Genomic DNA, 23,776 nt, shown 5'->3' on the forward strand with positions numbered 1-23,776 from the left:
AGACACGCTGGCCTGGCGCTGACGTGTCTCGACTTCGCTCGACACGAACGGAGTTGGATTGTCGCTGGCTTACAATCGCACTCCAAAAGCCTAAGTACAGCCGCATGGACATCGCCAGCAGACCCTCCGAAGCGCCCGAGAACCCCTTCACCGCCGACGCCGCGCCGCCGCCGCATGCGCCGCAGGTGATCCGGCGCGAGGACTACCAGGCACCGGCCTGGCTGGTACCCGAAGTCGCGCTCGATTTCGCGCTGGGCCTCGATGCGACCCACGTCACGTCCAGGCTCAGTGTGCGCCGCAATCCGCAGGGCAATGGCAGCGGGACGCTGCGCCTCAACGGCGACGGAATCGCCCCGATCGCCGTGCGCGTCGACGAACAGGCGGTGAATGACTGGCGGCTCGATGGGCCCGACCTGCTGCTCCCGCTTCCGGGCGAGGCGCACGAGGTGGAGATCGAGACGCAGCTCAATCCCGCTACCAACAGCCAGCTGATGGGGCTCTATGCCTCGCACGGCATGCTGTGCACCCAGTGCGAGGCGGAAGGCTTTCGCCGGATCACCTTCTTCCCCGACCGCCCCGATGTGCTCTCCACCTATCGAGTGCGGATGAGCGGCGACAAGGCGGCGTTCCCGATCCTGCTCTCCAACGGCAACTGCGAGGCCACGGGCGGGGGCCCGAACGGTGCTCACTGGGCCGAGTGGCACGATCCCTGGCCCAAGCCGTGCTACCTCTTCGCGCTGGTCGCGGGCGACCTGGTCGCCAACCACGACACCTTTGTTACGCGCTCCGGCCGCCAGGTCGACCTCAACATCTGGGTCCGCAAGGGTGACGAAGAGCGCACCCACCATGCCATGGATTCGCTCAAGCGCTCGATGAAGTGGGACGAGGAGGCTTATGGGCGCGAGTACGACCTCGACCTGTTCAACATCGTCGCCGTGTCCGATTTCAACATGGGCGCGATGGAGAACAAGGGCCTCAACGTCTTCAACACGCGCTACGTACTGGCCGATCCGGAGACCGCCACCGACGCCGACTACGACGCGATCGAAGGCGTGATCGGGCACGAGTACTTCCACAACTGGTCGGGCAACCGCGTGACCTGCCGCGACTGGTTCCAGCTCTCCTTGAAGGAAGGCTTCACCGTGCTGCGCGACCAGATGTTCAGCGCCGACATGGGCAGCCCCGCGGTGAAGCGGATCGAGGACGTGCGGGTCCTGCGCGCGGCGCAGTTTCCCGAGGATTCTGGCCCGCTGGCGCACCCGATCCGCCCTGATTCGTATCAGGAGATCAGCAACTTCTACACCGCGACGATCTACAACAAGGGCGCCGAGGTGATCCGCATGATGCGCACCATGGCCGGCCCTGAGCGGTTCCGTGCCGGCACCGACCTCTACTTCGACCGCCATGATGGTGAGGCCGCGACCTGCGAGGACTTCGTGCGCGCGATCGAGGATGGTGCCGGGCTCGATCTCCAGCAGTTCCGCCTGTGGTACTCGCAGTCGGGTACGCCGCAGGTGACCGCCACGACCGAGCACGCGGGCGACACGCTGACGCTCAGGCTTACCCAGGTGGTGCCCTCGACACCGAATCACGATGGTGGTGGCCAGCCTGAAAAGCAGCCGATGCCGATCCCGCTCAAGCTGGCGCTGTTCGATCGGGAGACCGGTCGCCACCATGGCGAGCAGCTGGTGGTGCTCGACCAGGCCGAGCAGAGCTTCACATTCACTGGCTTCGCGCAGCCGCCCGTGTTGTCGATCAACCGCGGCTTCTCCGCTCCGGTCGCCATCGACTTCGAGCGTCCGGCGGAAGACCTGGTGTTCCTCGCCGCCCACGACGACGATGCCTTCGCCCGCTACGAGGCGATGCAGAGCCTGGTCATGCGCCACCTGATCGCGGCCGTGAGCGGCAACCTTCAGGAGCAGGCGCGGGCTGAGGAGCGTGCGGCGATCGGGCAGGCACTGCGCTCGATCCTGCTGGACCCGGCGCTCGACGACCTGATGCGCGGCGAGCTGATGATCCTGCCGGCCGAGGGCTATCTGGCCGAGCAGTTCCTGGTCGCCGACCCGAGCGCCATCCACGCCGAGCGCGAGGCGTTGAAGGCCTGGCTCGGCACCGAGCTCCGCGCCGATCTGCAGGCGCTGCACGACCGCGTCAGTGCAGTGCCCTACTCACGCGATGCGGCCGCCCGCGGTGCGCGCAAACTCAAGACCCAGGCGCTCACCTACCTGGCTGCCGGTGTCCCGGACGAGGCGCGCAAGCGCGCCATCGCGCAGTACCGCGCTGCCGACAACATGACCGACCGCCAGGGCGCGCTGATGGTGCTCGCAGGGCTGGACGGGCCCGAGCGCGGCGAGGCGCTGGCCGACTTCCACGGCCGCTACGCCGGCAACGCGCTGGTGATCGACAAATGGTTCTCGCTCCAGGCCGGTTCGCTGCACCCCCAGGTGCTGGAGCATGCCAAGGCACTGGCCGCACACCCCGATTTCACCATGAACAACCCCAATCGCGTGCGCGCGCTCTATATGGCGCTCGCCGTGAACCCGCAGGCGTTCCATGCGGCCAGCGGCGAGGGCTATCGCATCATCGGCGATCTGATCCGCCGGCTCGATCCGATCAACCCGCAGACCGCGGCACGCTTCGTGCCCTCGCTCGGCCGCTGGCGCCGGATCGAACCGGCCCGCGCCGCGCTGATGCGCGCCGAACTGGAGCGCATCGCCGCCGAACCCTCGCTGTCGCGCGACGTGCTCGAGCAGGTGACCAAAAGCCTTGGTTGAGGTGAGCAGCGGACGACCTTCAGCGACATGACCGACGTGTTAGCGATCCACTCCCCGCTTCTGGGAGATGCGCACCACGGCTTTCTCGGCCGCATCGGCGGGGTTTCGCAAGGCGTCGTCGCCGGGCTCAACGTCGGGCTCGGGTCGGGCGACGACCCTGTGCACGTCGCCGAGAACCGACGCCGCGCCGTGGCTGCGGTTGCTCCAGGGGCGCAGCTCGCCACCGCGTACCAGGTCCACTCCGCCCAGTGCGTGGCAGTGACGGAGCCCTGGCCCGATGACGAGCGCCCCCATGCCGATGCCCTGGTCACCGACCGGCCCGGCGTAGCGCTGGGCATCCTCACCGCCGATTGCGCACCGGTCCTGTTCGCCGACCCTCAAGCGCGCGTCGTCGGTGCCGCCCACGCCGGTTGGAAGGGCGCAATCGGCGGCGTGACCGATGCGACGATCGCCGCCATGGAAGCGCTCGGCGCGCAGCGCTCACGGATCGCCGCCGTTGTCGGCCCCTGCATCGCGCAGATCAGCTACGAGGTGGATGCGGCCTTCCGGCAGCGTTTCCTCGACCAGGACATGGCGCATGCCCGCTTCTTCGTGCCCGGCGCTGCGGAGCGTTGGCAGTTCGATCTCGAAGGATACGTGGTGCAGCGCCTGCGCCAGGCCGGTCTCGCGCATGTCGCGGGCCTCGGCCTGGATACTTACGCCGCGCCCGATCGATTCTATTCCTTCCGCCGGGCCACGCACCGCAGCGAGCCCTCATATGGCCGCCAGATCGCGTTGATCGCGCTGCCCTGATCGGGCGAAACCCGCGCCCTCGCCCTCGTCCGAACTGCCCAAAAATGCGGTTGGCATGTGGGATATTCGCAGCTATCAGCGCGCCAAGTCGGCATCGGCCCGGGGTGCCCGTGCGCCCGGCGCTTTGCCGGCACGGGGGGATTCCAGGCAAAGATTGACTAGGAATTCAGCCTGCGCCGTTCGGTCGCGGGTCCAAGAAGAACTACGAGAGTAGGGCAAGGGCGAACATGGCAGAAGAAGCGGTCACGGGTTCTCCGGATCAGGGTACCGGGCCGGACCTGGTCCACGCAGACGGCGTGCGGCGGCGCGATTTCATCAACATCGCCGCAGTCAGCGCGGCCGGCATCGCCGGCGTCTCGATCCTCTACCCGCTGATCAGCCAGATGTCCGCTTCGGCCGACGTCCTCGCCGCCTCCTCGACCGAGATCGACATTTCCTCGATCAAACCGGGCCAGGCGATCAAGGGCGTGTTCCGCAAGCAGCCGGTGTTCATCCGCAACCTGACGCCCAAGGAAATCGCCGAGGCCAACGCCGTTTCCGTCTCCTCGCTCCGCGATCCGCAGACGCTTGAGGAGCGGACCAAGGAGGGCAAGGAGAACTGGCTGATCACCATGGGTGTCTGCACCCACCTGGGCTGCGTGCCGCTCGGCGCCGGCGAGGGTGAGACCAAGGGTGAGTTCGGCGGCTACTTCTGCCCCTGCCACGGCTCGGTCTACGACACCGCCGCCCGCATCCGTAAGGGCCCCGCGCCCAAGAACCTCGAGGTTCCGGAATACGCATTCACGTCCGACACCGTCGTCAAGATCGGCTGAGGTAAGAGATCATGAGCTTCCCCTGGGCCAAAGAGTATAAGCCGACCAACCCGTTCATGCGGTGGATGGACGAGAAGCTGCCGCTTCCCCGTCTGGCCTACAACGCGGTGGGCGCCGGCTATCCGGTGCCGCGCAACCTGAACTACTTCTGGAACTTCGGCATCCTCGCCGGCCTGTGCCTGGGCCTGCAGATCGTCACCGGCATCATCCTGGCGATGCACTATGCCGCCAATGCCGGCGTGGCGTTCGACAGCGTCGAGCACATCATGCGCGACGTGAACTGGGGCTGGATGCTGCGCTATGCGCACGCCAATGGCGCCTCGGCGTTCTTCGTCGTCATCTACATCCACATCTTCCGCGGCTTCTTCTACGGTTCGTACAAGGCCCCGCGCGAGATGGTGTGGCTGCTGGGCGTCACCATCTTCCTCCTCATGATGGCCACCGCCTTCATGGGCTACGTGCTTCCCTGGGGTCAGATGAGCTTCTGGGGCGCCAAGGTCATCACCGGCCTGTTCAGCGCCATCCCGCTGGTCGGCGAGCCGCTGCAGCAGTGGCTGCTGGGTGGCTTCGCGCCGGACAACGCCGCGCTCAACCGCTTCTTCTCGCTGCACTACCTGCTGCCGTTCGTGATCGCCGGCGTGGTTATCCTCCACATCTGGGCGCTGCACATCCCCGGCTCGTCGAACCCGACCGGTGTCGAGGTGAAGAGCGAGAGCGACACCGTGCCGTTCTACCCCTACTTCGTCGCCAAGGACGGATGGGCAGTCGGCGCGTTCGCGTTCCTCTACTGCGCGGTGCTGTTCTTCTTCCCCAACGCGTTGGGCCACCCGGACAACTACATTCCGGCCAACCCGATGAGCACGCCGGCGCACATCGTGCCCGAATGGTACTTCTGGCCGTTCTACGCGATCCTGCGCGCCTTCACGGCCGACTTCTTCTTCATCCCGGCCAAGCTGATGGGCGTGCTCGCCATGTTCAGCGCGATCCTGGTGTGGTTCTTCATGCCCTGGCTCGACCGTTCGCCCGTCCGCTCGGGCGCTTACCGTCCGCTCTACCGCAAGTTCTTCTGGATCCTGGTGCTCGACGCTCTGGTCCTGGGTTACTGCGGCGGCGCGCCGGCCGCGGAACCCTACGTCATGATCAGCCAGATCGCCGCGATTTACTACTTCGCGCACTTCCTGATCATCGTGCCCGTGATCTCGGCCATCGAGCGTCCCGATCCGCTGCCGTTCTCGATCACCGAAGCCGTTCTCGGCAAGGACGAGAACGTGCCGCTGAGCGCCAGCCCGACCGCGCCGTTCCCCGGCACCCAGCACAGCAACGCCTGACCCGAGCGAGACGGAACGAAAGCCATGATCCGCATCCTATCCATCCTCGTCGGGCTGTTCTTCACGGTCGCGCTGGCGTGGTCGTTCGGCAACGGCGCCTACCAGCAGATCACCGAGCCGCCGCCGGTGACTGCCGAGCATGAATTCCACCTGCATCCCAAGGAAGTCAGCTTCTCCAGCGATGGCGCGTTCGGCAAGTTCGACCGCCAGCAGCTGCAGCGCGGCTTCCAGGTCTACAAGGAAGTCTGCTCGGCCTGCCACTCGCTGAGCCATGTCGCTTTCCGCGACCTGACGCAGCTGGGCTACACCGACGCCGAAGTGAAGGCGATCGCCAAGGGTTTCCAGGTCCCCGGCACCGACCCGAACACGGGTGAGGACGCCATGCGCCCGGGCATGCCGACCGACTACTTCCCCAAGCCCTTCGCCAACGACATCGCCGCACGCGCCGCCAACAACAACGCGGTTCCGCCCGATTTGTCGCTGATGACCAAGGCTCGCCATGAGGGCGGCCCCTACGTCTACTCGCTGCTGACCGGTTACCAGAACCAGCCGGCCGCGCTGCTGAAGGAGTTCCCGGACGCGAAGACGCCAAACGGCCTGCACTACAACCCGTACTTCGCGAACCTCAACCTGGCGATGCCGCCGCCACTGACCAGCGAAGGCCAGGTCTCGTACTCGGACGGCACCAAGCCGACCGTCGACCAGATGGCCAAGGACGTCAGCGCGTTCCTGATCTGGACGGCGGAGCCGAAGCTGGAGAAGCGTAAGCAGACCGGCTGGCCGGTCCTGGGCTTCCTGCTCTTCGCCACGGTGCTCGGCTTCCTGTCGTACAAGAACATCTGGCACGACAAGAAGAAGCACCTGCACGCCTGATCGGCGTCCCGGACGAGCTCATGCAGCGCCCCTCCATCCACAAGATGGCAGGGGCGCTTTGCATTGGGAGATCGCGTGATGCGGGATGACCTCCCTTCGCCATGTACGGGCGTGTGCCGGCTGGATGTCGCCGGTGAGACGTGTGTCGGCTGCTGGCGGACCCTCGACGAGATCGCCGGCTGGGCGCGCTTCTCTGCAGAGGAGAAGCGGCAGGTACTCGATGCCTTGCGCGCGCGGGCAGACAGGGCGGAGCTGCGGCTGACAGATCAGACGTGAGATACGGCGGCTGAAGCTCGGGCCTAGTGCACTATCGCTGACAGCCTTCGACCGGCTCCGGTTAGAGCGCGAACACGTTAGAGCGTCATCACGCTCAATGACGCCATCTGCTCCTCCTCCCTTAAGGGAGGAGGTTGGGCGTTGGGTGTACAACCGTAAGCATGGACACGCTGCCTGCCGGCAGTGCTCCCCCCATTGCTCAATGCGCCCGAGTACGAAGACTCAACTAAGGATCGTCATGCTCGAGTCAGTGTCGGGTTTGCGGCTGTCTTTGACTCTGTGTCGAGTTTTCGGCTCGCGATCTCTATTTCGATGCCTGCTAGAGGCCGAACAACTGCTGCCCACTGTGGAACTGGCGTTCATCATGCCCCCAACTCTGGCACGGACCGTGGAAGCTCCAGCTAATGTCGCGACGCAAACCAGCGGGCTCGTCTCACCAAGGCCCTCCGCTAGGCTGAACTTGTGGATGGCTGCCATCCAACCGGAGGCTACCCTCAACCCAGGATCAAGCCGACCTCAGTGCGTAAAGAAGATGCCACGCCTGCGCCAGGTCACACGCCCCAACGCGGTACATCTCACCCATGCAGTCCAACGCTGTGCCTACCCGTCCTGCCTGCCCCACTGCACCGTATGCGGGTCCGCTCCCGTCACCAGGCGCCGCAGCGAAGCACGCGCCAGCCGCTCGGTCTCTACCTTGCGTCGAGCCGCCGCGAGCTTGCGCGTCGGAGCCGGGCGCAGGATCTCAGCATCGTAGCCATCTGCAACGATCACACCGCAGCAATCCGGCATGAACGGGTCGGTACCCAAACACGCGCGATCGAGATCAGGCGCAAGACCCCAGTAAAAGCGGTCGCAGTAATCGAGATAGTCGGGCCACTTGGCGTCCCCGAGCAGATCCGCCCGGCTGACCTTCACCTCGACAATGACGATATCGCCCTTGGCATCGATGCCCATCAGATCGGCCCGCCGCCCGCAGCGCAACGGCATTTCCGGCAGGCACCAGATGTCGTTGCGCGCGAACAGCCGGCAGATCCCCCGCACCACGTCGGCAGCGACGACCGGTGACCTGGCCCCGACGGGACGGACGTTCGAATCAAGAGCGTGCATCACCCCACCATAGGAACATACCAGGAACTGGCAAGCCTCCCGCGTCATGCGCGCCCCGGCCAAGTGCGCCCCACGAAATGCCACTGGCATGCCCACGCCACCTCTGCTAACCGCGCCTGCACTGCACCCGTAGCTCAGCTGGATAGAGCGCTGCCCTCCGAAGGCAGAGGTCACAGGTTCGAATCCTGTCGGGTGCACCATCCCCTTTCAAGCGCACGCAGTCAGGTGGCGAACAGCTGCGTCAGGTCCTCGAAGGCCTTCATCTCGATCGCGTTGCCGCTGGGGTCGCGGAAGAACATGGTCGCCTGTTCGCCGGGCTCTCCGGCGAAGCGGATGTGGGGCGCGATGGCGAAGTGCACGCCGGCCGCGACGAGGCGGTCGGCCAATGCCTGCCAGTCCGCCATGGCGAGCACGATCCCGAAGTGCGGCACGGGCACGTCATGGCCGTCCACCGCGTTGCCGCCGGCATCGGGCGTCGCCCAGCCGGATACGAGGTGCGCGACGATCTGGTGGCCGTAGAAGTCGAAGTCGATCCACTCGGCGCTGCTGCGCCCCTCCGGGCAGCCCATCGTGCCGCCCCAGAAGGCGCGCGCGGCGTCGAGATCGTGGACCGGGAAGGCGAGGTGGAAGGGACGCAGCGCCATGGTTTGGCTCAGGCCGGGACCGATGTGAGGAGCCGCCGCGCCTCTTCGCAGTCGCGGTCCATCTGCGCGGTCAGCGCGTCGAGGCTGTCGAACTTGGCCTCGGGGCGCAAGAAGTGGTGGAAGGCCACTTCGATCTCCTGGCCGTACAAGTCGCCCGAGAAGTCGAAGAAGTAGGGCTCGAGCAGTTCCTTGGGCGGATCGAAGGTCGGGCGCACGCCCAGGTTTGCGGCCCCGAGCAAGGTGCGGCCGTCCGCCAGCCGGCCGGTCACGGCGTAGATGCCGTAGCGCGGGCGCAAGTAGCTGCCGAGCGCGAGGTTGGCGGTGGGATAGCCGATGGTGCGGCCCAGCTTGTCGCCGTGCTGCACGTTGCCGCGGATCGCGAAGGGGCGTGTGAGCAGCCCCGTCGCAGTCTCGCAATCGCCGGTTTTCAGCGCTTCTCGGATGCGGCTCGACGAGATCGGGCCTTGCGCGTCGGAGACGCCCGGCACAGCGCGGGTGGCGATATCCAGCGGCTCGCCCAGCAGGCGTAGAGACGTGGCGGTGCCGCTGCGGTCCTTGCCGAAGACGAAGTCCTCGCCGGTGGTGACGCCGCTTGCTCCCAGGCGTGCGTGGATCATCTCGCGCACCCAGCGCTCGGCGGGCATGCCGGCGATCGCGTCGTCGAAATGGAACACCAGCATGGCGTCGGCGCCGGCGGCGGCGAACAGTTCCTGGCGCTGGTCCAGGGTGGTCAGGCGGAATGGCTCCGCGTCTGGGCGAAAGAAGCGGACCGGGTGCGGGTCGAAGGTTGCGACGATCGCGGGGCGGCCTTGCTCGCGCGCCCAGCGCACCGCCTCGCCCACGACGGCCTGGTGGCCCTGGTGGAAGCCGTCGAAGTTGCCCAGCGCCAGTATCGCGCCGCGCAAGGCTTCGGGTACGGGCTCGCGGTGGTCGAGGTGAATCATGCTTTGCGCTATAGGTGGCGCGAGAGCGTCACGAAAGCGTAGCCGGGCCGCCCGTCCGCGGGGGCATGCTCCTCGCGCGCCACTTCGTGCCAGTGCGAGCCGGGTGGGGGCATGGTGGTGTCGCCCGGGTACTCGGCGTGGATCTCAGTCAGTTCGATGCGGTCGGCGCGGGCGTCGAACAGAGCGAAGACCTCGGCGCCGCCGATCACGGCGATCTCGCCTGGGCTCGCGAGCTCAAGCGCCTGTTCGGGCGTGTGCGCGACTTCTGCCCCCTCCGCCTGCCAGCCGATATCGCGGGTGAGCACAATGTGCCGGCGGCCGGGAAGTGGCGCGGGGAAGCTGTCGAAGGTCTTGCGGCCCATGATCATCGGCTTGCCGGTGGTCAGCGCCTTGAAGTGGCGGAGGTCGGCCGGCAGGTGCCAGGGCAGGGTGCCGTCGCGGCCGATCACGCCGTTTGCGGCGCGTGCGTAGATGAGGGTGACGATCCGGCTCACGTCATCTCGACCACGGGCTCAATCCACGGAGAAAGGGTGCGGGGATCACAGGATCAGCCGCGTCACGTGGCCCATCTTGCGGCCCGGGCTCGCATCGCCCTTGCCATAGAGGTGGAGGTAGTTGGCGGGATCGGCGAGGATCGTCAGCCAGCCCTCGGCCTCGTCGCCGATGAGGTTGCGCATCTCGGCGCCCTTCGCGGCGAGCGCCGGGTCGCCGAGCGGCAACCCGCAGATCGCGCGGATGTGGTTCTCGAACTGCGAGATGACCGCGCCCTCGATGGTCCAGTGACCGGAGTTGTGCACGCGCGGCGCCATCTCGTTGAACACCGGGCCGGCCTCGGTCGCGAAGAACTCGAGCGTGAGCACGCCGACATATCCGAGCGCCTCGGCAACGGCAGCGGCGAGCTCGCGTGCGGGCGCGATCTGGCTGGCGATCGGCTCGCCGGCGGGCACCGTGGACAGCGCGAGGATGCCGTCCTCGTGAACGTTGCGGGCCGAATCGTAGAACTGGATCGCGCCGTCGGCGCCGCGACACAGGATCACAGAGAACTCGGCCAGGAACTGGACAAAACCCTCGTAGATCAGCGGCTGCGCCGGCAGGTCGAGTGCGTCCGCGTCCGCGGCGGACTGGATGCGCCATTGGCCCTTGCCGTCGTAACCTTCGCGCCGGGTCTTGAGGATGCCGGGCGTGCCGATCTCGGCGATGGCCGCGTCGAGCTCGGCCAGGGTGTCGACCGGCGCGAAGGGAGCAGGAGTGCCGCCCAGGCCTTGCACGAACTGCTTTTCGGTCAGGCGGTCCTGCGCGGTTTCCAGCGCGCGGGGGTGGGGCAGGAGAGGCACCGTGCCCAGAGCCAGCAAGGGCGTGACCGGCACGTTCTCGAACTCGTAGGTGACGACGTCGCAGGCGCGCGCGAAGTCGGCCATGGCCTCGGCGTCGGACCACTCGGCCCGGGTAAAGGCGTGGGCGACTTCGGCGGCGATCGAGTCCGCCTCGGGCGCGTAGATGTGGCAGCGGTAGCCCAGCTGTGCCGCGGAGGTGGCGAGCATTCGGCCGAGTTGCCCGCCGCCAAGGATGCCGATCGTGGAGCCGGGGGGGATCATGCGCGCAGCGCTCGCACAAATACAGCCTCGTCATTCCCGCGAAGGCGGGAATCCATCTCCAAAGACTTCGGCTTGCTCAAAGCTGCCAGGGTCGCGGCCCCTGTTGGCACACCCTGTCTCAGCCTTCGCCGCTGTGCGGGTCGAAGCCGCAGGAGATGGATTCCCGCCTTCGCGGGAATGACGAAGATGGTAGGCATCAAGCCGGCCGCTCGGCCACGCTCGCCGTCTGCTCGGCGCGGAAGGCCTTGAGCCGTTCGGCCAGGGCATCGTCGCTCGTCGCCAGGATCGCAGCGGCGAGGAGGCCTGCGTTTGCCGCGCCGGCCTCGCCGATCGCCAGCGTGCCCACCGGGATTCCGGCCGGCATCTGCACGATCGAGAGCAGGCTGTCCTGCCCCGAGAGCGCCTTCGACTGCACCGGCACGCCCAGCACCGGCAGGTGCGTCATGCTGGCGACCATGCCGGGCAGATGCGCCGCGCCGCCGGCACCGGCGATCACCACCTTGAACCCTTCGTCCGCCGCGCCCTGCGCAAAGGCGACCAGGCGCTCGGGGGTGCGGTGGGCCGAGACGATGCGCGCATCATAGGCGATGCCCAGCTTGTCGAGCATCTCGGCGGCGCGGGTCATCGTCGGCCAGTCCGACTGGCTGCCCATGACGATTGCTACCGGAACCGCCGCGGTCATCTCACCGCTCCGAAAGGTAGTAGCGGTCCTGCACGGCGAGATCGTCCTCGAGGTCGTAGACGATCGGCTGGCCGGTCGGGATTTCAAGGCCCGTGATCTCGTCGTCCGAGATGTTCGACAGGTGCTTCACCAGCGCGCGCAAGCTGTTGCCGTGCGCGGCGACCAGCACGGTGGCGCCGGCCTTCAGGTGCGGCACAATCGAACCTTCGTAGTACGGCAGGACGCGCGCGATCGTGTCCTTCAGGCTCTCGGTGTTGGGAATCGGAATGCCGGCGTAGCGCTCATCGGCGGCGAGGTCGAACTCCGAGCCGCTTTCCAGGACTGGAGGCGGAATGTCGAAGCTGCGGCGCCAGATCTTGACCTGGTCGTCGCCATGCTTGGCCGCGGTCTCGGCCTTGTCGAGACCGGTGAGGCCGCCATAGTGCCGCTCGTTCAGGCGCCAGTCCTTGGTCTCGGGGATCCACAGGATGCCGGCGGCTTCCAGCGCATAATGCAGCGTCTTGATCGCGCGGCTCTGGAACGAGGTGAAGGCCACGTCGGGCAGGATGCCCTTGTCCTTGAGCAGCGCACCGGCAGCGCGGGCCTCGGCCTCGCCCTTCTCGGTCAGGTCGACGTCCCACCAGCCGGTGAAGCGGTTCTCGAGATTCCACTGGCTCTGGCCGTGGCGGACAAGGATCAGACGAGGCAAGGGGGCAGGCTCCTTGGCTGTGGCCCTCCTGTGCGAGGACCCGTTGCGCTTGGTGGCGCAGGCCCTAGCTTTCCGAGGCCGGGTTGGAAAGAGCGGCCGAGTCGTTTTCGGAGGTGCTCGCGGCCGAACTCGATGCATCCGAGTTGAGCGCACGGGCCTGCGCCTTGCGGCGGTGCAGGTTCTCGCGCAACTTGGCGGCGAGGCGCTCCTCGCGCGATTGCGGGTCTTGTCGCTTGGCCATGCCTGCCGCCATGCCGTGAGCCTGCGTAAGCTGCAAGCCGCACTTGACATTCCGGACGCCCGAGACGATAGGGCGCGCCTGCCTGGCGGACCCCATTCGTGGCCCGCTGGATGCACGCTGCTGTAGCTCAGTGGTAGAGCGCACCCTTGGTAAGGGTGAGGTCGGGAGTTCAATCCTCCCTAGCAGCACCATCCTTTTTTCCATCGGTGGTGTTTTCGGCGCGTGCGGTGTCGCGCCTTGGCGGCTGCGTTCGCGCTTGAGGCGCTCGGTATTGCTACGACCCGGAACCACCGGAGCCCTGACGCAACCTGCCGTTAGCCACTTGAGTCCCATGGCGCCCCTGCGGTATCTGGGCCGCGGGATCGAATGGCGGACTGGGGACGCATTCCTTTGAAGAGCATGCATGTCATTGCGGCCGCGCTCGGCCTGACGGCGCTGGCGGCGCCGGTCGCGGCCTGCGCCGACGTCCTCCAGATCGAGCGCGAGGGCGCGCGCTGGGTCGCCGGCGGTCCAGTCATGCCGGAGCCGGCACTGGGCGCGGCCACTATCGACGCTGACACGCTGGAGATGCTGTCCGACGGCACCGGCTTCCATCCCGCCTCGTTCACCGGCGTCGCCGAGGCCGCGGGGCCGGAACGATTCCGCGCCCGCGTGGCCGAGCTTGCCGCCAAGTATGACATCAGCCCGACACTGCTCGAAGCGGTGGTCTGGCAGGAGAGCCGCTGGAACACCGCCGCGCGCTCGCCGGTCGGCGCGCGCGGGCTGACGCAGCTGATGCCGGGCACCGCGCGGCAGATGGGCGTCGACCCCGCCGATCCGATGGCCAACCTGGAAGGCGGGGCCCGCTATCTGCGCATGCAGCTCGATGCGTTCGGCGGCGATATCGAGCGCGCACTGGCCGCCTACAACGCCGGACCCGCCCGTGTGCAACGGGCCGGCGGCATTCCCGCGATCCGCGAGACGCAGATGTATGTGGCATCGATCATGTCGCACCTGACCGATCCGGTGCGCAAGTGAACGGGCGTCGTCTTCTCGTGGCGGTGGCAGCGTTGGTCGCGGCCGCGCCCCATTCGGCGCTGGCGCAAGCGGCGGTGCGCGATCCTGCGGGCAGCGGGCCGATCGTGGCCGCGCTGGGCTGGCTGCAGGGCACGCTGCTGGGCAATGTCGCAACCGCAGTAGCGGTGATGGCGGTCGCTGCCGTCGGCTTCATGATGCTGACAGGCCGGATGAACTGGCGCTTCGGGGCGACCGTGATCATCGGGGTGTTCATCCTGTTCGGCGCGGGAGCGATCGTCTCGGGCATCCAGTCGGCGGCACTGGGGAGCTAGCGCTCTCGCCGAGGAAGCATCCCCTCCTCCGTTCGTGTCGAGGGTCACGTGACACTCACCCCTTGCCCTCAGCGATGCTGCACTGCACAAAGCGCCTATGCGAATAGCCATCATCGATGAAAGCGCTGCCCGCGCATCGGTGATCCGGGAGGGTCTGGCCTCGCTCCCCGAATGCGAGATCTTCGTCCTCACCGAACGCCGCGGCATGGTCGCGCGGATCGGCGAGATCGCGCCCGACATCGTCCTCATGGACCTGGGCAACCCCAGCCGCGACGTGCTGGAGGAATATTTCGCCGTCAGCCGCGTGCTCGACCGCCCGATCGCGATGTTCGTGGACGAGAGCGACAACGAATCGATCGCCGCCTCGGTCGAGGCCGGCGTTTCGTCCTATGTGGTCGACGGGCTCTCGGCGAACCGGATCAGGCCGATCCTCGACTTGGCCGTCACCCGCTTCAACGCCTTTGCACGCCTGCAGAAAGACCTGGCCGATGCCAAGGGCAAGCTGGCCGAGCGCGAGACCATCGACAAGGCCAAGCGCATCCTGATGGACAGCCGCGGCCTGCCGGAACCCAAGGCCTATGCCGAGATGCGCAGCGCGGCGATGAGCCAGAGCAAGCGCATCATCGACATTGCCGACGCGATCATCACCGCGCACCGCCTGATGGGCAATGGCTGATGGGAGGCGCCTGACATGTCCCAAGAGCTGACGGTCGGCTTCCTGCCGCTGGTCGACGCGTGCCTGCCGATCCTGGCGCACGAGCATGGCTTCGCCGAAGAGGCGGGCGTGAAGCTGCGCCTGGTAAAGGACATGAGCTGGGCAACCGTGCTCGACCGGTTGCTCTATGGCCACTCGGACGCGGCGCACATGGTCGCGCCGCTGGCGCTGGCAGTGACGCTGGGACGCGGGCGGCCGGCGCAGCCGCTGTCAGTGCCCTTCGTGCTCGGCCTCAACGGCAATGCCATCACCATGCGGCCCGAGATCGCGCAGCGGGTGCGGCCGAACAACACGCTGGGCAGCGCCGCCCAAGTCGGCGCCGAACTGCGCAAGATCGCCGACGAGCGGCGCGCGACCGGGAATCGCCTGCGGTTCGGTGTGGTCCACCGCTACTCCAGCCACAACTACATGCTGCGTTATTGGCTGGCGGGCTGCGGCGTTCGTCCCGACCACGATGTGGAGATCACCACCGTGCCGCCGCCATTCTGCGCGGACGCCCTGCGCGCCGGGGAGGTCGACGGCATCTGCGTGGGCGAGCCGTGGAACAGCGTCGCGGTGGAGCAGGGCGCTGGCGAGATCGTGCTCGCCACCGCGCAGATCTGGCGCCGCGGCGTGGAGAAGGTCCTGGCGCTGAAGGAAAGCGTGCTCGAGGAGAAGATCGACGCCGTGCGCCTGCTGATTCGCGCCTTGTGCAAGGCGGCGGCGCACTTCGTCGACCCGGTGAACTGGGACGCCAACGCCGCGATCCTGGCCCGGCCCGAATACCTCGACGGCAGCGCCGAGCTGATCCGCCGCGCGATCTCGGACCGGCTGCTGCTCTCGCAAGGCGGGGCGCTGGTGCATTATCCCGATTTCATGTTCCAGTACCGCGAGGCGGCGAACTTTCCTTGGGTCAGCCAGGCCGAGTGGCTCTACACCCAGATGGTGCGGTGGGACGGCACGCCGTTCGATGCCGACGAAGCCCGCCGCGCCGCACGCGTGTTCCGGCCCGACATCTATCGCTCGGCGCTGATGGGCACCGGCGAGCCCTTGCCGGGCGCCAGCTCCAAGGTCGAAGGCAGCCTGATGCAGCGCACCGCGGTGAGCACCCAGCAAGGTGCGATGGTGCTGGAGCCCAACCGCTTCTTCGACGGCGTCGCCTTCGATCCGGCGCATCTGGAGGATTACCTCAAGAGCTTGCCGTAGACGGCGCGGGGCTTGCCTTGCCTCGCGAATGCGGCACAAGCAGCGTCGCACAACGGCAACCAAAGCGCCGCATAAGCGTCCTAGGGCGAGCCGAAGTTTTTGAACCGGGGGTTTTACATGAAGCAGTTGGTCGCTTTCGACCTTGATGGAACGCTGGCCGAGAGCAAGCAGGCGCTGCTGGAGCCGATGGGTGAGGCGCTGGCCGACTTGCTCGACGTCGCCCACGTCGCCGTGATCTCTGGCGGCGACTGGCCGCAGTTCGAGAAGCAGGTCGCGAGCCGCCTGCCCGAGCGCGCGGACCGCACCAAGCTGTGGCTGATGCCCACCACCGGGACCAAGCTCTACCGCTATCAGGATGGCACCTGGCAGACCGTCTATGCCGAGCTGTTCGACGACGCGCAGAAGAAGGCGATCCTGGAGGCGTTCGACGCTTCGCTGGAGGCGACCGGCTTCGTGCCCGAGCAGACCTGGGGCGAGCGGATCGAGGATCGCGGCAGCCAGATCACCTTCTCCGCACTTGGCCAGCAGGCGCCGATCGAGGCCAAGGAGCACTGGGATCCCGATTTCGCCAAGCGCAAGGTGATCCAGGCCGACCTGAAGCAGCGCCTGCCGGGCCTGTCGATCAACATGGGCGGCGCCACCTCGATCGACATCACCCGCGAAGGCGTCGACAAGGCCTATGGCCTCAAGAAGCTGAGCGCGGAGAGCGGCATTCCCTTGGACGCGATGATGTTCATCGGCGATGCCATCTTCCCGGGCGGCAACGACTATCCCGCGCAGCAACTGGGTCTCGACGTGGTGCGGGTGAAGAACCCCGACGGCACGCTGGCGGCCATCGCCGGGATCGTCGGCTGCTTGAAGTAATCGGACTGCAGCCGCCCGCCTCATAACCGGAGTTCACGCCTTGCCCCAGATCGTCAGCGTTCCGACCACTCCGTTCGAGGGCCAGGCGCCCGGCACGTCGGGCCTGCGCAAGAAGGTGCGGGTGTTCCAGCAGCCCGGCTATGCCGAGAACTTCATCCAGGCGGTGTTCGACGTGGTGCAGCCCGAGGCGGGCACCACGCTGGTGATCGGCGGCGACGGGCGGTTCCACAACCGCACGGTGATCCAGCAGGCGATCCGCATGGCCGCGGCGAACGGCTATGGCCGGGTGCTGGTGGGGCAGGGGGGCATCCTCTCGACGCCCGCCGCCAGCCACGTCATCCGCAAGTACGGGGCGAGCGGCGGCCTGATCCTCTCGGCCAGCCACAACCCCGGCGGCCCGGACGAAGATTTCGGGATCAAGTACAACATCGCCAACGGCGGACCCGCGCCCGAGAGCGTTACCGGCGCCGTCCACGCCCGCACTGAGGCCATCGACCGCTGGCTGACGGTCGAGGCGGCGGACGTAGACCTCGATGCGATCGGCGAGACGCAAGTCGGCGGCATGACCGTGTCGGTGATCGATTCGGTCGCCGACTACGCCGACCTGATGGAGACGCTGTTCGACTTCGCCGCGATCCGCGCCGCGGTCGCGTCGGGTTTCACCATGCGCTTCGACGCGATGGGTGCGGTCACTGGCCCTTACGCGACCGAGATCCTGGAGAACCGCCTCAGCTTCGCGGCAGGCACGGTGGTGAACGGCGTGCCGCTGGAGGACTTCGGCGGGCACCATCCCGATCCCAACCTGATCCACGCCAAGGACCTCTACGACCTGATGATGGGTCCCGACGCGCCGGACCTTGGCGCGGCATCGGACGGCGATGGCGACCGCAACCTCATTATCGGGCGTGGACGCTTCATCACCCCGTCCGATTCGCTGGCAATGCTCGCCGCCAACATCGAACTGGCGCCCGCCTACAAGGGCCGCCTTGGCGGTATCGCCCGCTCCATGCCGACCAGCGCTGCGGCGGATCGCGTGGCTGAAGCGCTGGGCATCCCGATCTTCGAGACGCCTACGGGCTGGAAGTTCTTCGGCAACCTGCTCGATGCGGGGCAAGTGACGATCTGCGGCGAGGAAAGCGCAGGCACCGGCTCCGACCACGTGCGCGAGAAGGACGGGCTCTGGGCGGTGTTGCTCTGGCTCAACATCCTGGCCGCCCGCAAGCTCAGCGTCGATGCCATCGCGCGCGAGCACTGGGCGCGCTTCGGCCGCAACTACTACGCCCGCCACGACTACGAAGGCATCGAGACTGTCGGCGCGAATGCGCTGATGGACGGCCTCAAGGGCAAGCTCGCCGATCTTGCCGGCCAGAGCTTCGGTCCGCTCACCGTCGCGGTGGCGGATAGTTTCGCGTACACCGACCCGGTCGACGGCTCGGTTAGCGCCAACCAGGGGCTGCGTGTGCTGTTCGAGGACGGCAGCCGCGTGGTGTTCCGCCTCTCTGGCACCGGCACGCAAGGCGCGACCTTGCGGGTCTATCTCGAGAGCTATGTGCCGCCATCGGGCGACCTGGATGCCGAGACATCCGCCATGTTGCAGCATCAGATCGCCGCGGCCGAGGCGATCGCCGGCATCGCCCAGCACACCGGCCGGACCGCGCCGGACGTCATCACGTAAGGTTCAGCTTGACGTTCTGAACCATATTGGTTATATGGCCCAGCACCGGAGCTTGTGAAAGCATGGTCCGGTACACGGCGGGTGCGGGCAGGGCAGAGACGTTTGCCGTGTCGTTCACGCGCCAGCGGTCGGCGTTCCGACGGGAACTCCAACCGGTACGAGGCATCATCCGGCAATAAGCCTGAACCGGCGGCCAGCTGCGAGCCCGTCCCGCCGGTGCTTAGTACCCCAGGGTCGAGCTTGGCGGCTCGCTTGCGTGTTCCTCCGCCAGCCGTTCGCAACAACGGAACCCGAGCCAAGCCTGTCGCGCCAGGTCCCGCCGACCGCAAAGTCCGTGGTGTGTTTTCGCTAGGCATAATCCCGCACTCGCCAGCGGAGGTACAGCCGTGCCTAGATCCTCCCCTGCAAGGGGAGGTGGCGCGCACGTAGTGCGTGACGGAGGGGTGTCACCGCCAGCCTAAGTGCTCGACCGAGAGGGTTACACCCCTCCGTCAGTCCTCCGGACTGCCACCTCCCCTTGCAGGGGAGGATCTGGGAAGGTCGCAGCATCGGCTGGCATGCTTCGACAAGCTCAGCATGGCGGCGTGGGGTGAGGTCGCAGGCTCTGGCTAGAATGGCAGCGGCCCACCCCAACACCGCCCAGGCCGAGCGTGTCGAAGCCCGCCAACGGCCCTCTGGATCCCTCTCCCACGCTGCACTGCAAAAAAACCGCTTTACGCGCCCGCCCCGAATCGCTTACTCATGTTGCGTCGCGGTTCGCGCAGCTTCCCAAGGAAGGGCGGCATCAGGACGCACCGCAAACACTTCAACAACTCGTGGCAACGCAGCCGCCCGACCTGGTCTTCGGACCTCATGTCGTGGCGGCTTTTTCGCGTTTGTCGCATGGCGATACGGGGAACAGCATGGTTCGGGTTCGGGGGAACGGGTTCAAGTCGATCGCGGTGGTCTTGCTGGCCAGCGTCGCGCTGACGGCATGCGGCAGCAGCAAGGCGCCGACGGAGAACAAGGCGGCCACCGCCAACGGCATCGAGAAGCCGAACCTGAAGCTCGGCTTCATCAAGCTGACCGACATCGCGCCGCTGGTCGTCGCCAAGGAGAAGGGCTTCTTTGCCGAGGAGGGCCTGAACGTCACGCTGGAGCCGCAGGCGAACTGGAAGGTGCTGCTCGACGGCGTGGTGTCGGGCGATCTCGACGCTTCGCACATGCTGGCCGGACAGGTGCTCGCCTCAGGCGCGGGGATCGGCGCCAAGACCAAGCTGATCACGCCCTTCAGCCTCGACATCAACGGCAAGGCGGTGACCCTGTCGAACCAGGTCTACCAGATGATCGCGGCGAGCGTGCCCAAGGGCCAGCCGGTCTCGGCGGCGGTGCTCAAGCCCGTGGTCGCCAGCTTCAAGGCGCAGGGCAAGCCGTTCAAGCTGGGCATGGTGTTCCCCGTCTCCACCCACAACTACATCCTGCGCTACTGGCTGGCGGCGGGCGGGCTCAACCCCGGCTTCTACCTGCCGGGCGACACCGCGGGCACGACCGGCGCCGAAGTGCAGCTCTCGGTCACCCCGCCGCCGCAGATGCCCGCGACGATGGAAGCGGGCACGATCAGCGGCTACTCGGTGGGCGAGCCGTGGAACCAGGCCGCGGTCGCCAAGAAGATCGGCGTGCCGGTCGTGGTCGATCCAGACATCGCCGGCACCACCGGGGACAAGGTCTTCGGCATGACCGAGGCCTTCGCGCAGAAGAACCCGAAGACGGTGCAGGCGCTGCTGCGCGCCCTCATCAAGGCCTCGATCTGGCTCGACGCCGATGGCGGCAAGAACCGGGCCGAGGCGGTGAAGCTGCTCGCCAGCTCCAAGTACGTCGGAGCGGATGAGAAGGTGCTGCTCGCCTCGATGACCGGGCACTTCACCTTTGGTCCGGGCGACACCCGCTCGACGCCGGAGTTCAACCAGTTCTTCGCCAACCAGGCGAGCTATCCGATGTACTCGGACGGCATCTGGTACCTGACGCAGATGCGCCGCTGGGGCCAGATCGCGCAGGCCAAGCCCGACCAGTGGTACTTGGACACGGTGAAGTCGGTTTATCGCCCCGACCTCTACGACCAGGCGGCCAAGGCGCTGGTCGATGGCGGCAAGGCCAAGGCCGAGCAGTTCCCCAAGACTGACGGCTTCCGCATCCAGACCCACAAGGCGATCGACGGCGTCGCCTTCGATGCGCACCACCCCGCCGCCTATACCGCCGGTTTCGAGATCGGCCTGAAGGACGGCCAGAGCGTCACCCCCGCAGGCGTGAAGTGAGGACCCCGACCATGAACGCTGCCACTCTCCGCAAGGATGATTTCGCAATGGCCGAGCCGGTTGCGGCTCCGGCCGAGATCGCCCCGCCGCCGCCTTCACCCGCTGCCGAGCGAAAGGCTCCGTTCGGGCTCAAGCTGCCGAGCGGCAAGGCTGCCTTCGAAAGCGCCTGGCCGCCGCTCGCCGGCGTCGCGGTGTTCCTGACGCTGTGGGCGCTGCTGGCCCCGCTGGTGCAGACCTCGCTCGGCGCGCTGCCCGGCCCGCTCGACGTGTGGCACGCCTTTACCGGCCTGCTCGGCGAATACGCCGCCGCCCGCGCCGAGGCTGCTACGGTCGAGGCCGCCGGCTCGGTCTACACCGGCCCGCCGACCTTCGTGGACCAGATCTTCACCTCGCTGAAGACGGTCGGCATGGGCTTCGTGCTCGCCTCGATCGTGGCGGTGCCGCTGGGCCTCGTCGCCGGCATGTCGAAGCGGATCAACGCCGCGATCAACCCGCTGGTGCAGATCATGCGCCCGATCAGCCCGCTCGCCTGGTTGCCGATCGTGACCATGGTGGTCTCCGCCTCGGTCACCAGCGACGATCCGACCCTGCCCAAGAGCTTCATCATTTCGGCCATCGTCGTGATGATGTGCTCGCTGTGGCCGACCTTGATCAACACCGCGGTCGGCACCGCCTCGATCGACAAGGACCTGATCAACGTCGGCCGCGTGCTCAAGCTCGGCTGGTTCGCGCGGCTGACCAAGCTCGTGCTGCCGAGCGCGCTGCCCTACATCTTCACCGGCATGCGCCTGTCGCTGGGCGTGGGCTGGATGGTGCTGATCGCGGCCGAGATGCTGGCGCAGAACCCGGGCCTCGGCAAGTTCGTGTGGGACGAGTTCCAGAACGGCAACGAGCAGTCCTTGAGCCGCATCATGGTCGCGGTGGTGGTGATCGGCCTGATCGGCTTTTTGCTCGATCGTGTGATGATGCTGCTCCAGCAGCTCGCCAGCCGCAACCACGCGGTTTGAGGGAGGGAAAGCATGGCTACGATCCTCTCGCTTCAGAACGTTACCAAGCGCTACACCGGCAAGACTGGCGCAGTGACCCAGGTGCTCGACCAGGTCAGTCTCGATGTCGAGGAGGGCGAGTTCATCGCGATCCTTGGCTTCTCCGGCGCGGGCAAGACCACGCTGGTCTCCGCCATCGCCGGGCTGATCGAGCCTGATCAGGGCCGCATCCTCCTGCGTGGTGAGCCGATCGACGGGCCGGGCAAGGAGCGGGGGCTGGTGTTCCAGTCCTACTCGCTGCTGCCCTGGCTCACGGTCGAGAAGAACGTCGCGCTGGCGGTCGACGCCGTGCACAAGGACCGCTCCGCCGCCGAGCGCGCGGCGCTGGTCAAGCAGAAGATCGAGCTCGTCGGCCTGGGCCATGCGATGGACCGCAAGCCCGCGCAACTGTCGGGCGGCATGCGCCAGCGCGTCTCGGTCGCCCGTGCGCTCGCCATGGAGCCGGAGATCCTGCTGCTCGACGAGCCCTTGTCGGCGCTCGACGCGCTGACCCGCGCCAAGCTGCAAGACGAGATCGAGCGCATCCGCAAGGAAGAGCGGCGCACCATCATTCTGGTCACCAACGACGTCGACGAGGCGCTGCTGCTGGCCGACCGGGTGGCGATCCTGACCCCCGCCCCGGCGGCGCGGATCGGCCGGATCTTCACCGTCGACGTGCCGCGCCCGCGCGACCGCGAGGCGGTGAACGACGACGTGCACTTCCAGGCGCTGCGGCGCGAGATCGTCGGTTACCTAGGCATGCTGAACGCGGGCGGCACCGCTGGCGACAGCGCGGTGGCACTGCCGACCGTCGCGCCGATCGACCTCTCCGCGCTGCGCCTGCCCAAGGCCTACACCGATGCCGCCAAGTCGGCAGTGGAGCGGCGCTACCTGGAGTTCTTCAAGCTCCACAAGGTCTACCCCACGCCCAAGGGTCCGCTGACCGTGGTGGAGGACTTCAACCTGCTGATGGACAAAGGCGAGTTCGTCTCGCTGATCGGCCACTCGGGCTGCGGCAAGTCCACGGTGCTGACGATGGCGGCGGGGCTGAACGCGATCAGTTCGGGCGGCATCGTCCTCGACAACCGCGAGATCAGCACGGCGGGGCCGGACAAGGCAGTGGTGTTCCAGGCGCCCAGCCTCATGCCCTGGCTCACCGCGCGCCAGAACGTCGCCCTGGGCGTCGAGCGGGTCTATCCCCACGCCACCAAGGGCGAGCGGCGCGACATCGTCGACTACTACCTCGACCGGGTCGGCCTGTCGGACAGCAAGGACAAGCTCGCGGCCGAGATGTCGAACGGCATGCGCCAGCGCGTCGGCATCGCCCGCGCCTTTGCCCTATCCCCAAGGCTGCTGCTGCTCGACGAGCCCTTCGGCATGCTCGACAGCCTGACCCGCTGGGACTTGCAGGACGTGCTGGTCGAGACCTGGAACCGCACCAAGGTGACCGCGATCATGGTGACGCACGACGTCGACGAGGCGATCCTGCTGGCCGACCGCGTGGTGATGATGACCAACGGGCCCAACGCCACCATCGGCAAGGTGCTCAAGGTCGACCTGCCGCGCCCGCGCGACCGCAAGGCGCTGCTGGAGGATCCCAAGTTCTACCAGTACCGGCAGGAAGTGCTGCACTTCCTGGCCGAGTACGACCATGGACCGGCCAAGGCGGCCTGAGCACCTGAGATCCTCCCCTGGAAGGGGAGGGGGACCGCCAGCGTAGCTGGTGGTGGAGGGGTGTCACCGGCGGCGAAGTGCTCGGACGAGAGGGTTACACCCCTCCGTCAGCCGCTTCGCGTCCGCCACGTCCCCTTGCAGGAGAGAAGAAAACATACCTGCCGCGGGCACCGTCGCCCGCTCACCAGGCAGCGCAGACCGGGCGTGAGGGAGCGCCCAATCGCGGCAGGCATCGTCGCCTGCCTTCCACAGCCTGGCGGAGT

23 protein-coding genes and 2 tRNA genes are annotated in these 23,776 nt (G+C 67.2%); 17 read left to right on the forward strand and 8 right to left on the reverse strand.

The window, feature by feature from the left end; genetic code table 11:
* Positions 1 to 104 precede the first annotated feature (104 nt).
* The 6 genes from pepN to GV044_RS10390 all read left to right on the forward strand — a co-directional run bounded on the left by pepN (position 105) and on the right by GV044_RS10390 (position 6,855).
* The gene (pepN, locus tag GV044_RS10365; protein WP_159869099.1) at positions 105 to 2,774 is read left to right on the forward strand and encodes an aminopeptidase N; all 2,670 of its coding nucleotides are present in this window, start codon (positions 105 to 107) and stop codon (positions 2,772 to 2,774) included.
* 27 nt (positions 2,775 to 2,801) lie between these two features.
* The gene (gene pgeF, locus GV044_RS10370) at positions 2,802 to 3,566 is read left to right on the forward strand and encodes a peptidoglycan editing factor PgeF (RefSeq protein WP_159869102.1); all 765 of its coding nucleotides are present in this window, start codon (positions 2,802 to 2,804) and stop codon (positions 3,564 to 3,566) included.
* A 278-nt stretch (positions 3,567 to 3,844) separates the two neighbouring features.
* Entirely contained in the window at positions 3,845 to 4,378 is a 534-nt protein-coding gene (gene petA, locus GV044_RS10375) for a ubiquinol-cytochrome c reductase iron-sulfur subunit (protein WP_159871233.1), read from the forward strand.
* A gap of 11 nt (positions 4,379 to 4,389) precedes the next feature.
* Entirely contained in the window at positions 4,390 to 5,706 is a 1,317-nt protein-coding gene (locus GV044_RS10380) for a cytochrome b N-terminal domain-containing protein (protein WP_159869105.1), read from the forward strand.
* A 24-nt stretch (positions 5,707 to 5,730) separates the two neighbouring features.
* Positions 5,731 to 6,579: a cytochrome c1 gene (locus tag GV044_RS10385; protein ID WP_159869108.1), complete on the forward strand. Its 849-nt coding sequence runs from the start codon at positions 5,731 to 5,733 to the stop codon at positions 6,577 to 6,579.
* A 78-nt stretch (positions 6,580 to 6,657) separates the two neighbouring features.
* Entirely contained in the window at positions 6,658 to 6,855 is a 198-nt protein-coding gene (locus GV044_RS10390) for a DUF1289 domain-containing protein (RefSeq protein WP_159869111.1), read from the forward strand.
* Between the two features lie 600 nt (positions 6,856 to 7,455).
* On the opposite strand, the gene GV044_RS10395 is transcribed toward GV044_RS10390, so the two are convergent.
* Entirely contained in the window at positions 7,456 to 8,010 is a 555-nt protein-coding gene (locus tag GV044_RS10395) for an MmcB family DNA repair protein (RefSeq protein WP_159869114.1), read from the reverse strand.
* Between the two features lie 75 nt (positions 8,011 to 8,085).
* On the opposite strand from GV044_RS10395, the gene GV044_RS10400 reads away from it, so the two are divergent.
* Positions 8,086 to 8,162 (forward strand) — tRNA-Arg (locus GV044_RS10400).
* 21 nt (positions 8,163 to 8,183) lie between these two features.
* Here GV044_RS10400 and GV044_RS10405 read toward each other — a convergent pair.
* The 7 genes from GV044_RS10405 to GV044_RS21840 all read right to left on the reverse strand — a co-directional run bounded on the left by GV044_RS10405 (position 8,184) and on the right by GV044_RS21840 (position 12,756).
* Positions 8,184 to 8,606 (reverse strand): VOC family protein, encoded by a 423-nt coding sequence (locus GV044_RS10405; RefSeq protein ID WP_159869117.1) that lies wholly within the window; start codon positions 8,604 to 8,606, stop codon positions 8,184 to 8,186.
* Between the two features lie 8 nt (positions 8,607 to 8,614).
* Complete coding sequence (locus GV044_RS10410) at positions 8,615 to 9,550, reverse strand: bifunctional riboflavin kinase/FAD synthetase (protein ID WP_201299048.1); 936 nt, start codon at positions 9,548 to 9,550, stop codon at positions 8,615 to 8,617.
* Positions 9,551 to 9,558: 8 nt separating this feature from the next.
* Positions 9,559 to 10,035: a dihydrofolate reductase gene (locus GV044_RS10415; RefSeq protein ID WP_159871239.1), complete on the reverse strand. Its 477-nt coding sequence runs from the start codon at positions 10,033 to 10,035 to the stop codon at positions 9,559 to 9,561.
* A 54-nt stretch (positions 10,036 to 10,089) separates the two neighbouring features.
* A complete protein-coding gene (locus tag GV044_RS10420; protein WP_159869120.1) occupies positions 10,090 to 11,145 on the reverse strand; it encodes a 5-(carboxyamino)imidazole ribonucleotide synthase in 1,056 nt (351 codons plus the stop codon).
* Positions 11,146 to 11,341: 196 nt separating this feature from the next.
* Positions 11,342 to 11,827 (reverse strand): 5-(carboxyamino)imidazole ribonucleotide mutase, encoded by a 486-nt coding sequence (gene purE / locus GV044_RS10425; RefSeq protein ID WP_159869123.1) that lies wholly within the window; start codon positions 11,825 to 11,827, stop codon positions 11,342 to 11,344.
* A 1-nt stretch (position 11,828) separates the two neighbouring features.
* On the reverse strand, positions 11,829 to 12,515 hold the full coding sequence (gene gpmA, locus GV044_RS10430) for a 2,3-diphosphoglycerate-dependent phosphoglycerate mutase (protein ID WP_159869126.1): 687 nt from the start codon (positions 12,513 to 12,515) through the stop codon (positions 11,829 to 11,831).
* 64 nt (positions 12,516 to 12,579) lie between these two features.
* The gene (locus GV044_RS21840; RefSeq protein WP_201299049.1) at positions 12,580 to 12,756 is read right to left on the reverse strand and encodes a hypothetical protein; all 177 of its coding nucleotides are present in this window, start codon (positions 12,754 to 12,756) and stop codon (positions 12,580 to 12,582) included.
* Between the two features lie 116 nt (positions 12,757 to 12,872).
* Here GV044_RS21840 and GV044_RS10435 point away from each other — a divergent pair.
* The 10 genes from GV044_RS10435 to GV044_RS10480 all read left to right on the forward strand — a co-directional run bounded on the left by GV044_RS10435 (position 12,873) and on the right by GV044_RS10480 (position 23,513).
* A tRNA-Thr gene (locus GV044_RS10435) sits at positions 12,873 to 12,947 on the forward strand.
* 208 nt (positions 12,948 to 13,155) lie between these two features.
* Positions 13,156 to 13,773, forward strand: coding sequence for a lytic transglycosylase domain-containing protein (locus GV044_RS10440; protein ID WP_159869129.1), 618 nt, complete (start codon positions 13,156 to 13,158; stop codon positions 13,771 to 13,773).
* The gene (locus GV044_RS10445; RefSeq protein ID WP_159869132.1) at positions 13,770 to 14,084 is read left to right on the forward strand and encodes a TrbC/VirB2 family protein; all 315 of its coding nucleotides are present in this window, start codon (positions 13,770 to 13,772) and stop codon (positions 14,082 to 14,084) included. Before GV044_RS10440 ends, GV044_RS10445 begins: the two co-directional genes overlap by 4 nt.
* A 97-nt stretch (positions 14,085 to 14,181) precedes the next feature.
* On the forward strand, positions 14,182 to 14,760 hold the full coding sequence (locus GV044_RS10450; RefSeq protein ID WP_159869135.1) for an ANTAR domain-containing response regulator: 579 nt from the start codon (positions 14,182 to 14,184) through the stop codon (positions 14,758 to 14,760).
* A 15-nt stretch (positions 14,761 to 14,775) separates the two neighbouring features.
* A complete protein-coding gene (locus tag GV044_RS10455) occupies positions 14,776 to 15,984 on the forward strand; it encodes an ABC transporter substrate-binding protein (RefSeq protein WP_159869138.1) in 1,209 nt (402 codons plus the stop codon).
* A gap of 117 nt (positions 15,985 to 16,101) precedes the next feature.
* Positions 16,102 to 16,848, forward strand: coding sequence for an HAD-IIB family hydrolase (locus GV044_RS10460; protein WP_159869141.1), 747 nt, complete (start codon positions 16,102 to 16,104; stop codon positions 16,846 to 16,848).
* A 40-nt stretch (positions 16,849 to 16,888) separates the two neighbouring features.
* Positions 16,889 to 18,523 carry an alpha-D-glucose phosphate-specific phosphoglucomutase gene (locus GV044_RS10465; protein WP_159869144.1) on the forward strand — a complete coding sequence of 545 codons (1,635 nt, stop codon included), beginning with the start codon at positions 16,889 to 16,891 and terminating at the stop codon, positions 18,521 to 18,523.
* 902 nt (positions 18,524 to 19,425) lie between these two features.
* The gene (locus GV044_RS10470; protein ID WP_159869147.1) at positions 19,426 to 20,814 is read left to right on the forward strand and encodes a CmpA/NrtA family ABC transporter substrate-binding protein; all 1,389 of its coding nucleotides are present in this window, start codon (positions 19,426 to 19,428) and stop codon (positions 20,812 to 20,814) included.
* 11 nt (positions 20,815 to 20,825) lie between these two features.
* Complete coding sequence (locus tag GV044_RS10475) at positions 20,826 to 21,821, forward strand: ABC transporter permease (RefSeq protein WP_159869150.1); 996 nt, start codon at positions 20,826 to 20,828, stop codon at positions 21,819 to 21,821.
* 12 nt (positions 21,822 to 21,833) lie between these two features.
* Complete coding sequence (locus GV044_RS10480; RefSeq protein WP_159869153.1) at positions 21,834 to 23,513, forward strand: ABC transporter ATP-binding protein; 1,680 nt, start codon at positions 21,834 to 21,836, stop codon at positions 23,511 to 23,513.
* The last annotated feature ends 263 nt before the right edge of the window (positions 23,514 to 23,776 follow it).

This window comes from Novosphingobium sp. 9U (genome assembly GCF_902506425.1).
In the GTDB taxonomy this organism is placed as follows: Bacteria; Pseudomonadota; Alphaproteobacteria; order Sphingomonadales; family Sphingomonadaceae; genus Novosphingobium.

What these genes read in the sequence shown, in the direction of transcription:
- pepN (WP_159869099.1), top strand. Translation starts at nt 105, where the DNA reads ATGGACATCGCCAGCAGACCCTCCGAAGCGCCCGAGAACCCCTTCACC.
- pgeF (WP_159869102.1), top strand. Translation starts at nt 2,802, where the DNA reads ATGACCGACGTGTTAGCGATCCACTCCCCGCTTCTGGGAGATGCGCAC.
- GV044_RS10380 (WP_159869105.1), top strand. Translation starts at nt 4,390, where the DNA reads ATGAGCTTCCCCTGGGCCAAAGAGTATAAGCCGACCAACCCGTTCATG.
- GV044_RS10385 (WP_159869108.1), top strand. Translation starts at nt 5,731, where the DNA reads ATGATCCGCATCCTATCCATCCTCGTCGGGCTGTTCTTCACGGTCGCG.
- GV044_RS10390 (WP_159869111.1), top strand. Translation starts at nt 6,658, where the DNA reads ATGCGGGATGACCTCCCTTCGCCATGTACGGGCGTGTGCCGGCTGGAT.
- GV044_RS10395 (WP_159869114.1), bottom strand. Translation starts at nt 8,010, where the DNA reads ATGACGCGGGAGGCTTGCCAGTTCCTGGTATGTTCCTATGGTGGGGTG.
- GV044_RS10405 (WP_159869117.1), bottom strand. Translation starts at nt 8,606, where the DNA reads ATGGCGCTGCGTCCCTTCCACCTCGCCTTCCCGGTCCACGATCTCGAC.
- GV044_RS10410 (WP_201299048.1), bottom strand. Translation starts at nt 9,550, where the DNA reads ATGATTCACCTCGACCACCGCGAGCCCGTACCCGAAGCCTTGCGCGGC.
- GV044_RS10420 (WP_159869120.1), bottom strand. Translation starts at nt 11,145, where the DNA reads ATGATCCCCCCCGGCTCCACGATCGGCATCCTTGGCGGCGGGCAACTC.
- purE (WP_159869123.1), bottom strand. Translation starts at nt 11,827, where the DNA reads ATGACCGCGGCGGTTCCGGTAGCAATCGTCATGGGCAGCCAGTCGGAC.
- GV044_RS21840 (WP_201299049.1), bottom strand. Translation starts at nt 12,756, where the DNA reads ATGGCCAAGCGACAAGACCCGCAATCGCGCGAGGAGCGCCTCGCCGCC.
- GV044_RS10440 (WP_159869129.1), top strand. Translation starts at nt 13,156, where the DNA reads ATGCATGTCATTGCGGCCGCGCTCGGCCTGACGGCGCTGGCGGCGCCG.
- GV044_RS10450 (WP_159869135.1), top strand. Translation starts at nt 14,182, where the DNA reads ATGCGAATAGCCATCATCGATGAAAGCGCTGCCCGCGCATCGGTGATC.
- GV044_RS10455 (WP_159869138.1), top strand. Translation starts at nt 14,776, where the DNA reads ATGTCCCAAGAGCTGACGGTCGGCTTCCTGCCGCTGGTCGACGCGTGC.
- GV044_RS10460 (WP_159869141.1), top strand. Translation starts at nt 16,102, where the DNA reads ATGAAGCAGTTGGTCGCTTTCGACCTTGATGGAACGCTGGCCGAGAGC.
- GV044_RS10470 (WP_159869147.1), top strand. Translation starts at nt 19,426, where the DNA reads ATGGTTCGGGTTCGGGGGAACGGGTTCAAGTCGATCGCGGTGGTCTTG.
- GV044_RS10475 (WP_159869150.1), top strand. Translation starts at nt 20,826, where the DNA reads ATGAACGCTGCCACTCTCCGCAAGGATGATTTCGCAATGGCCGAGCCG.
- GV044_RS10480 (WP_159869153.1), top strand. Translation starts at nt 21,834, where the DNA reads ATGGCTACGATCCTCTCGCTTCAGAACGTTACCAAGCGCTACACCGGC.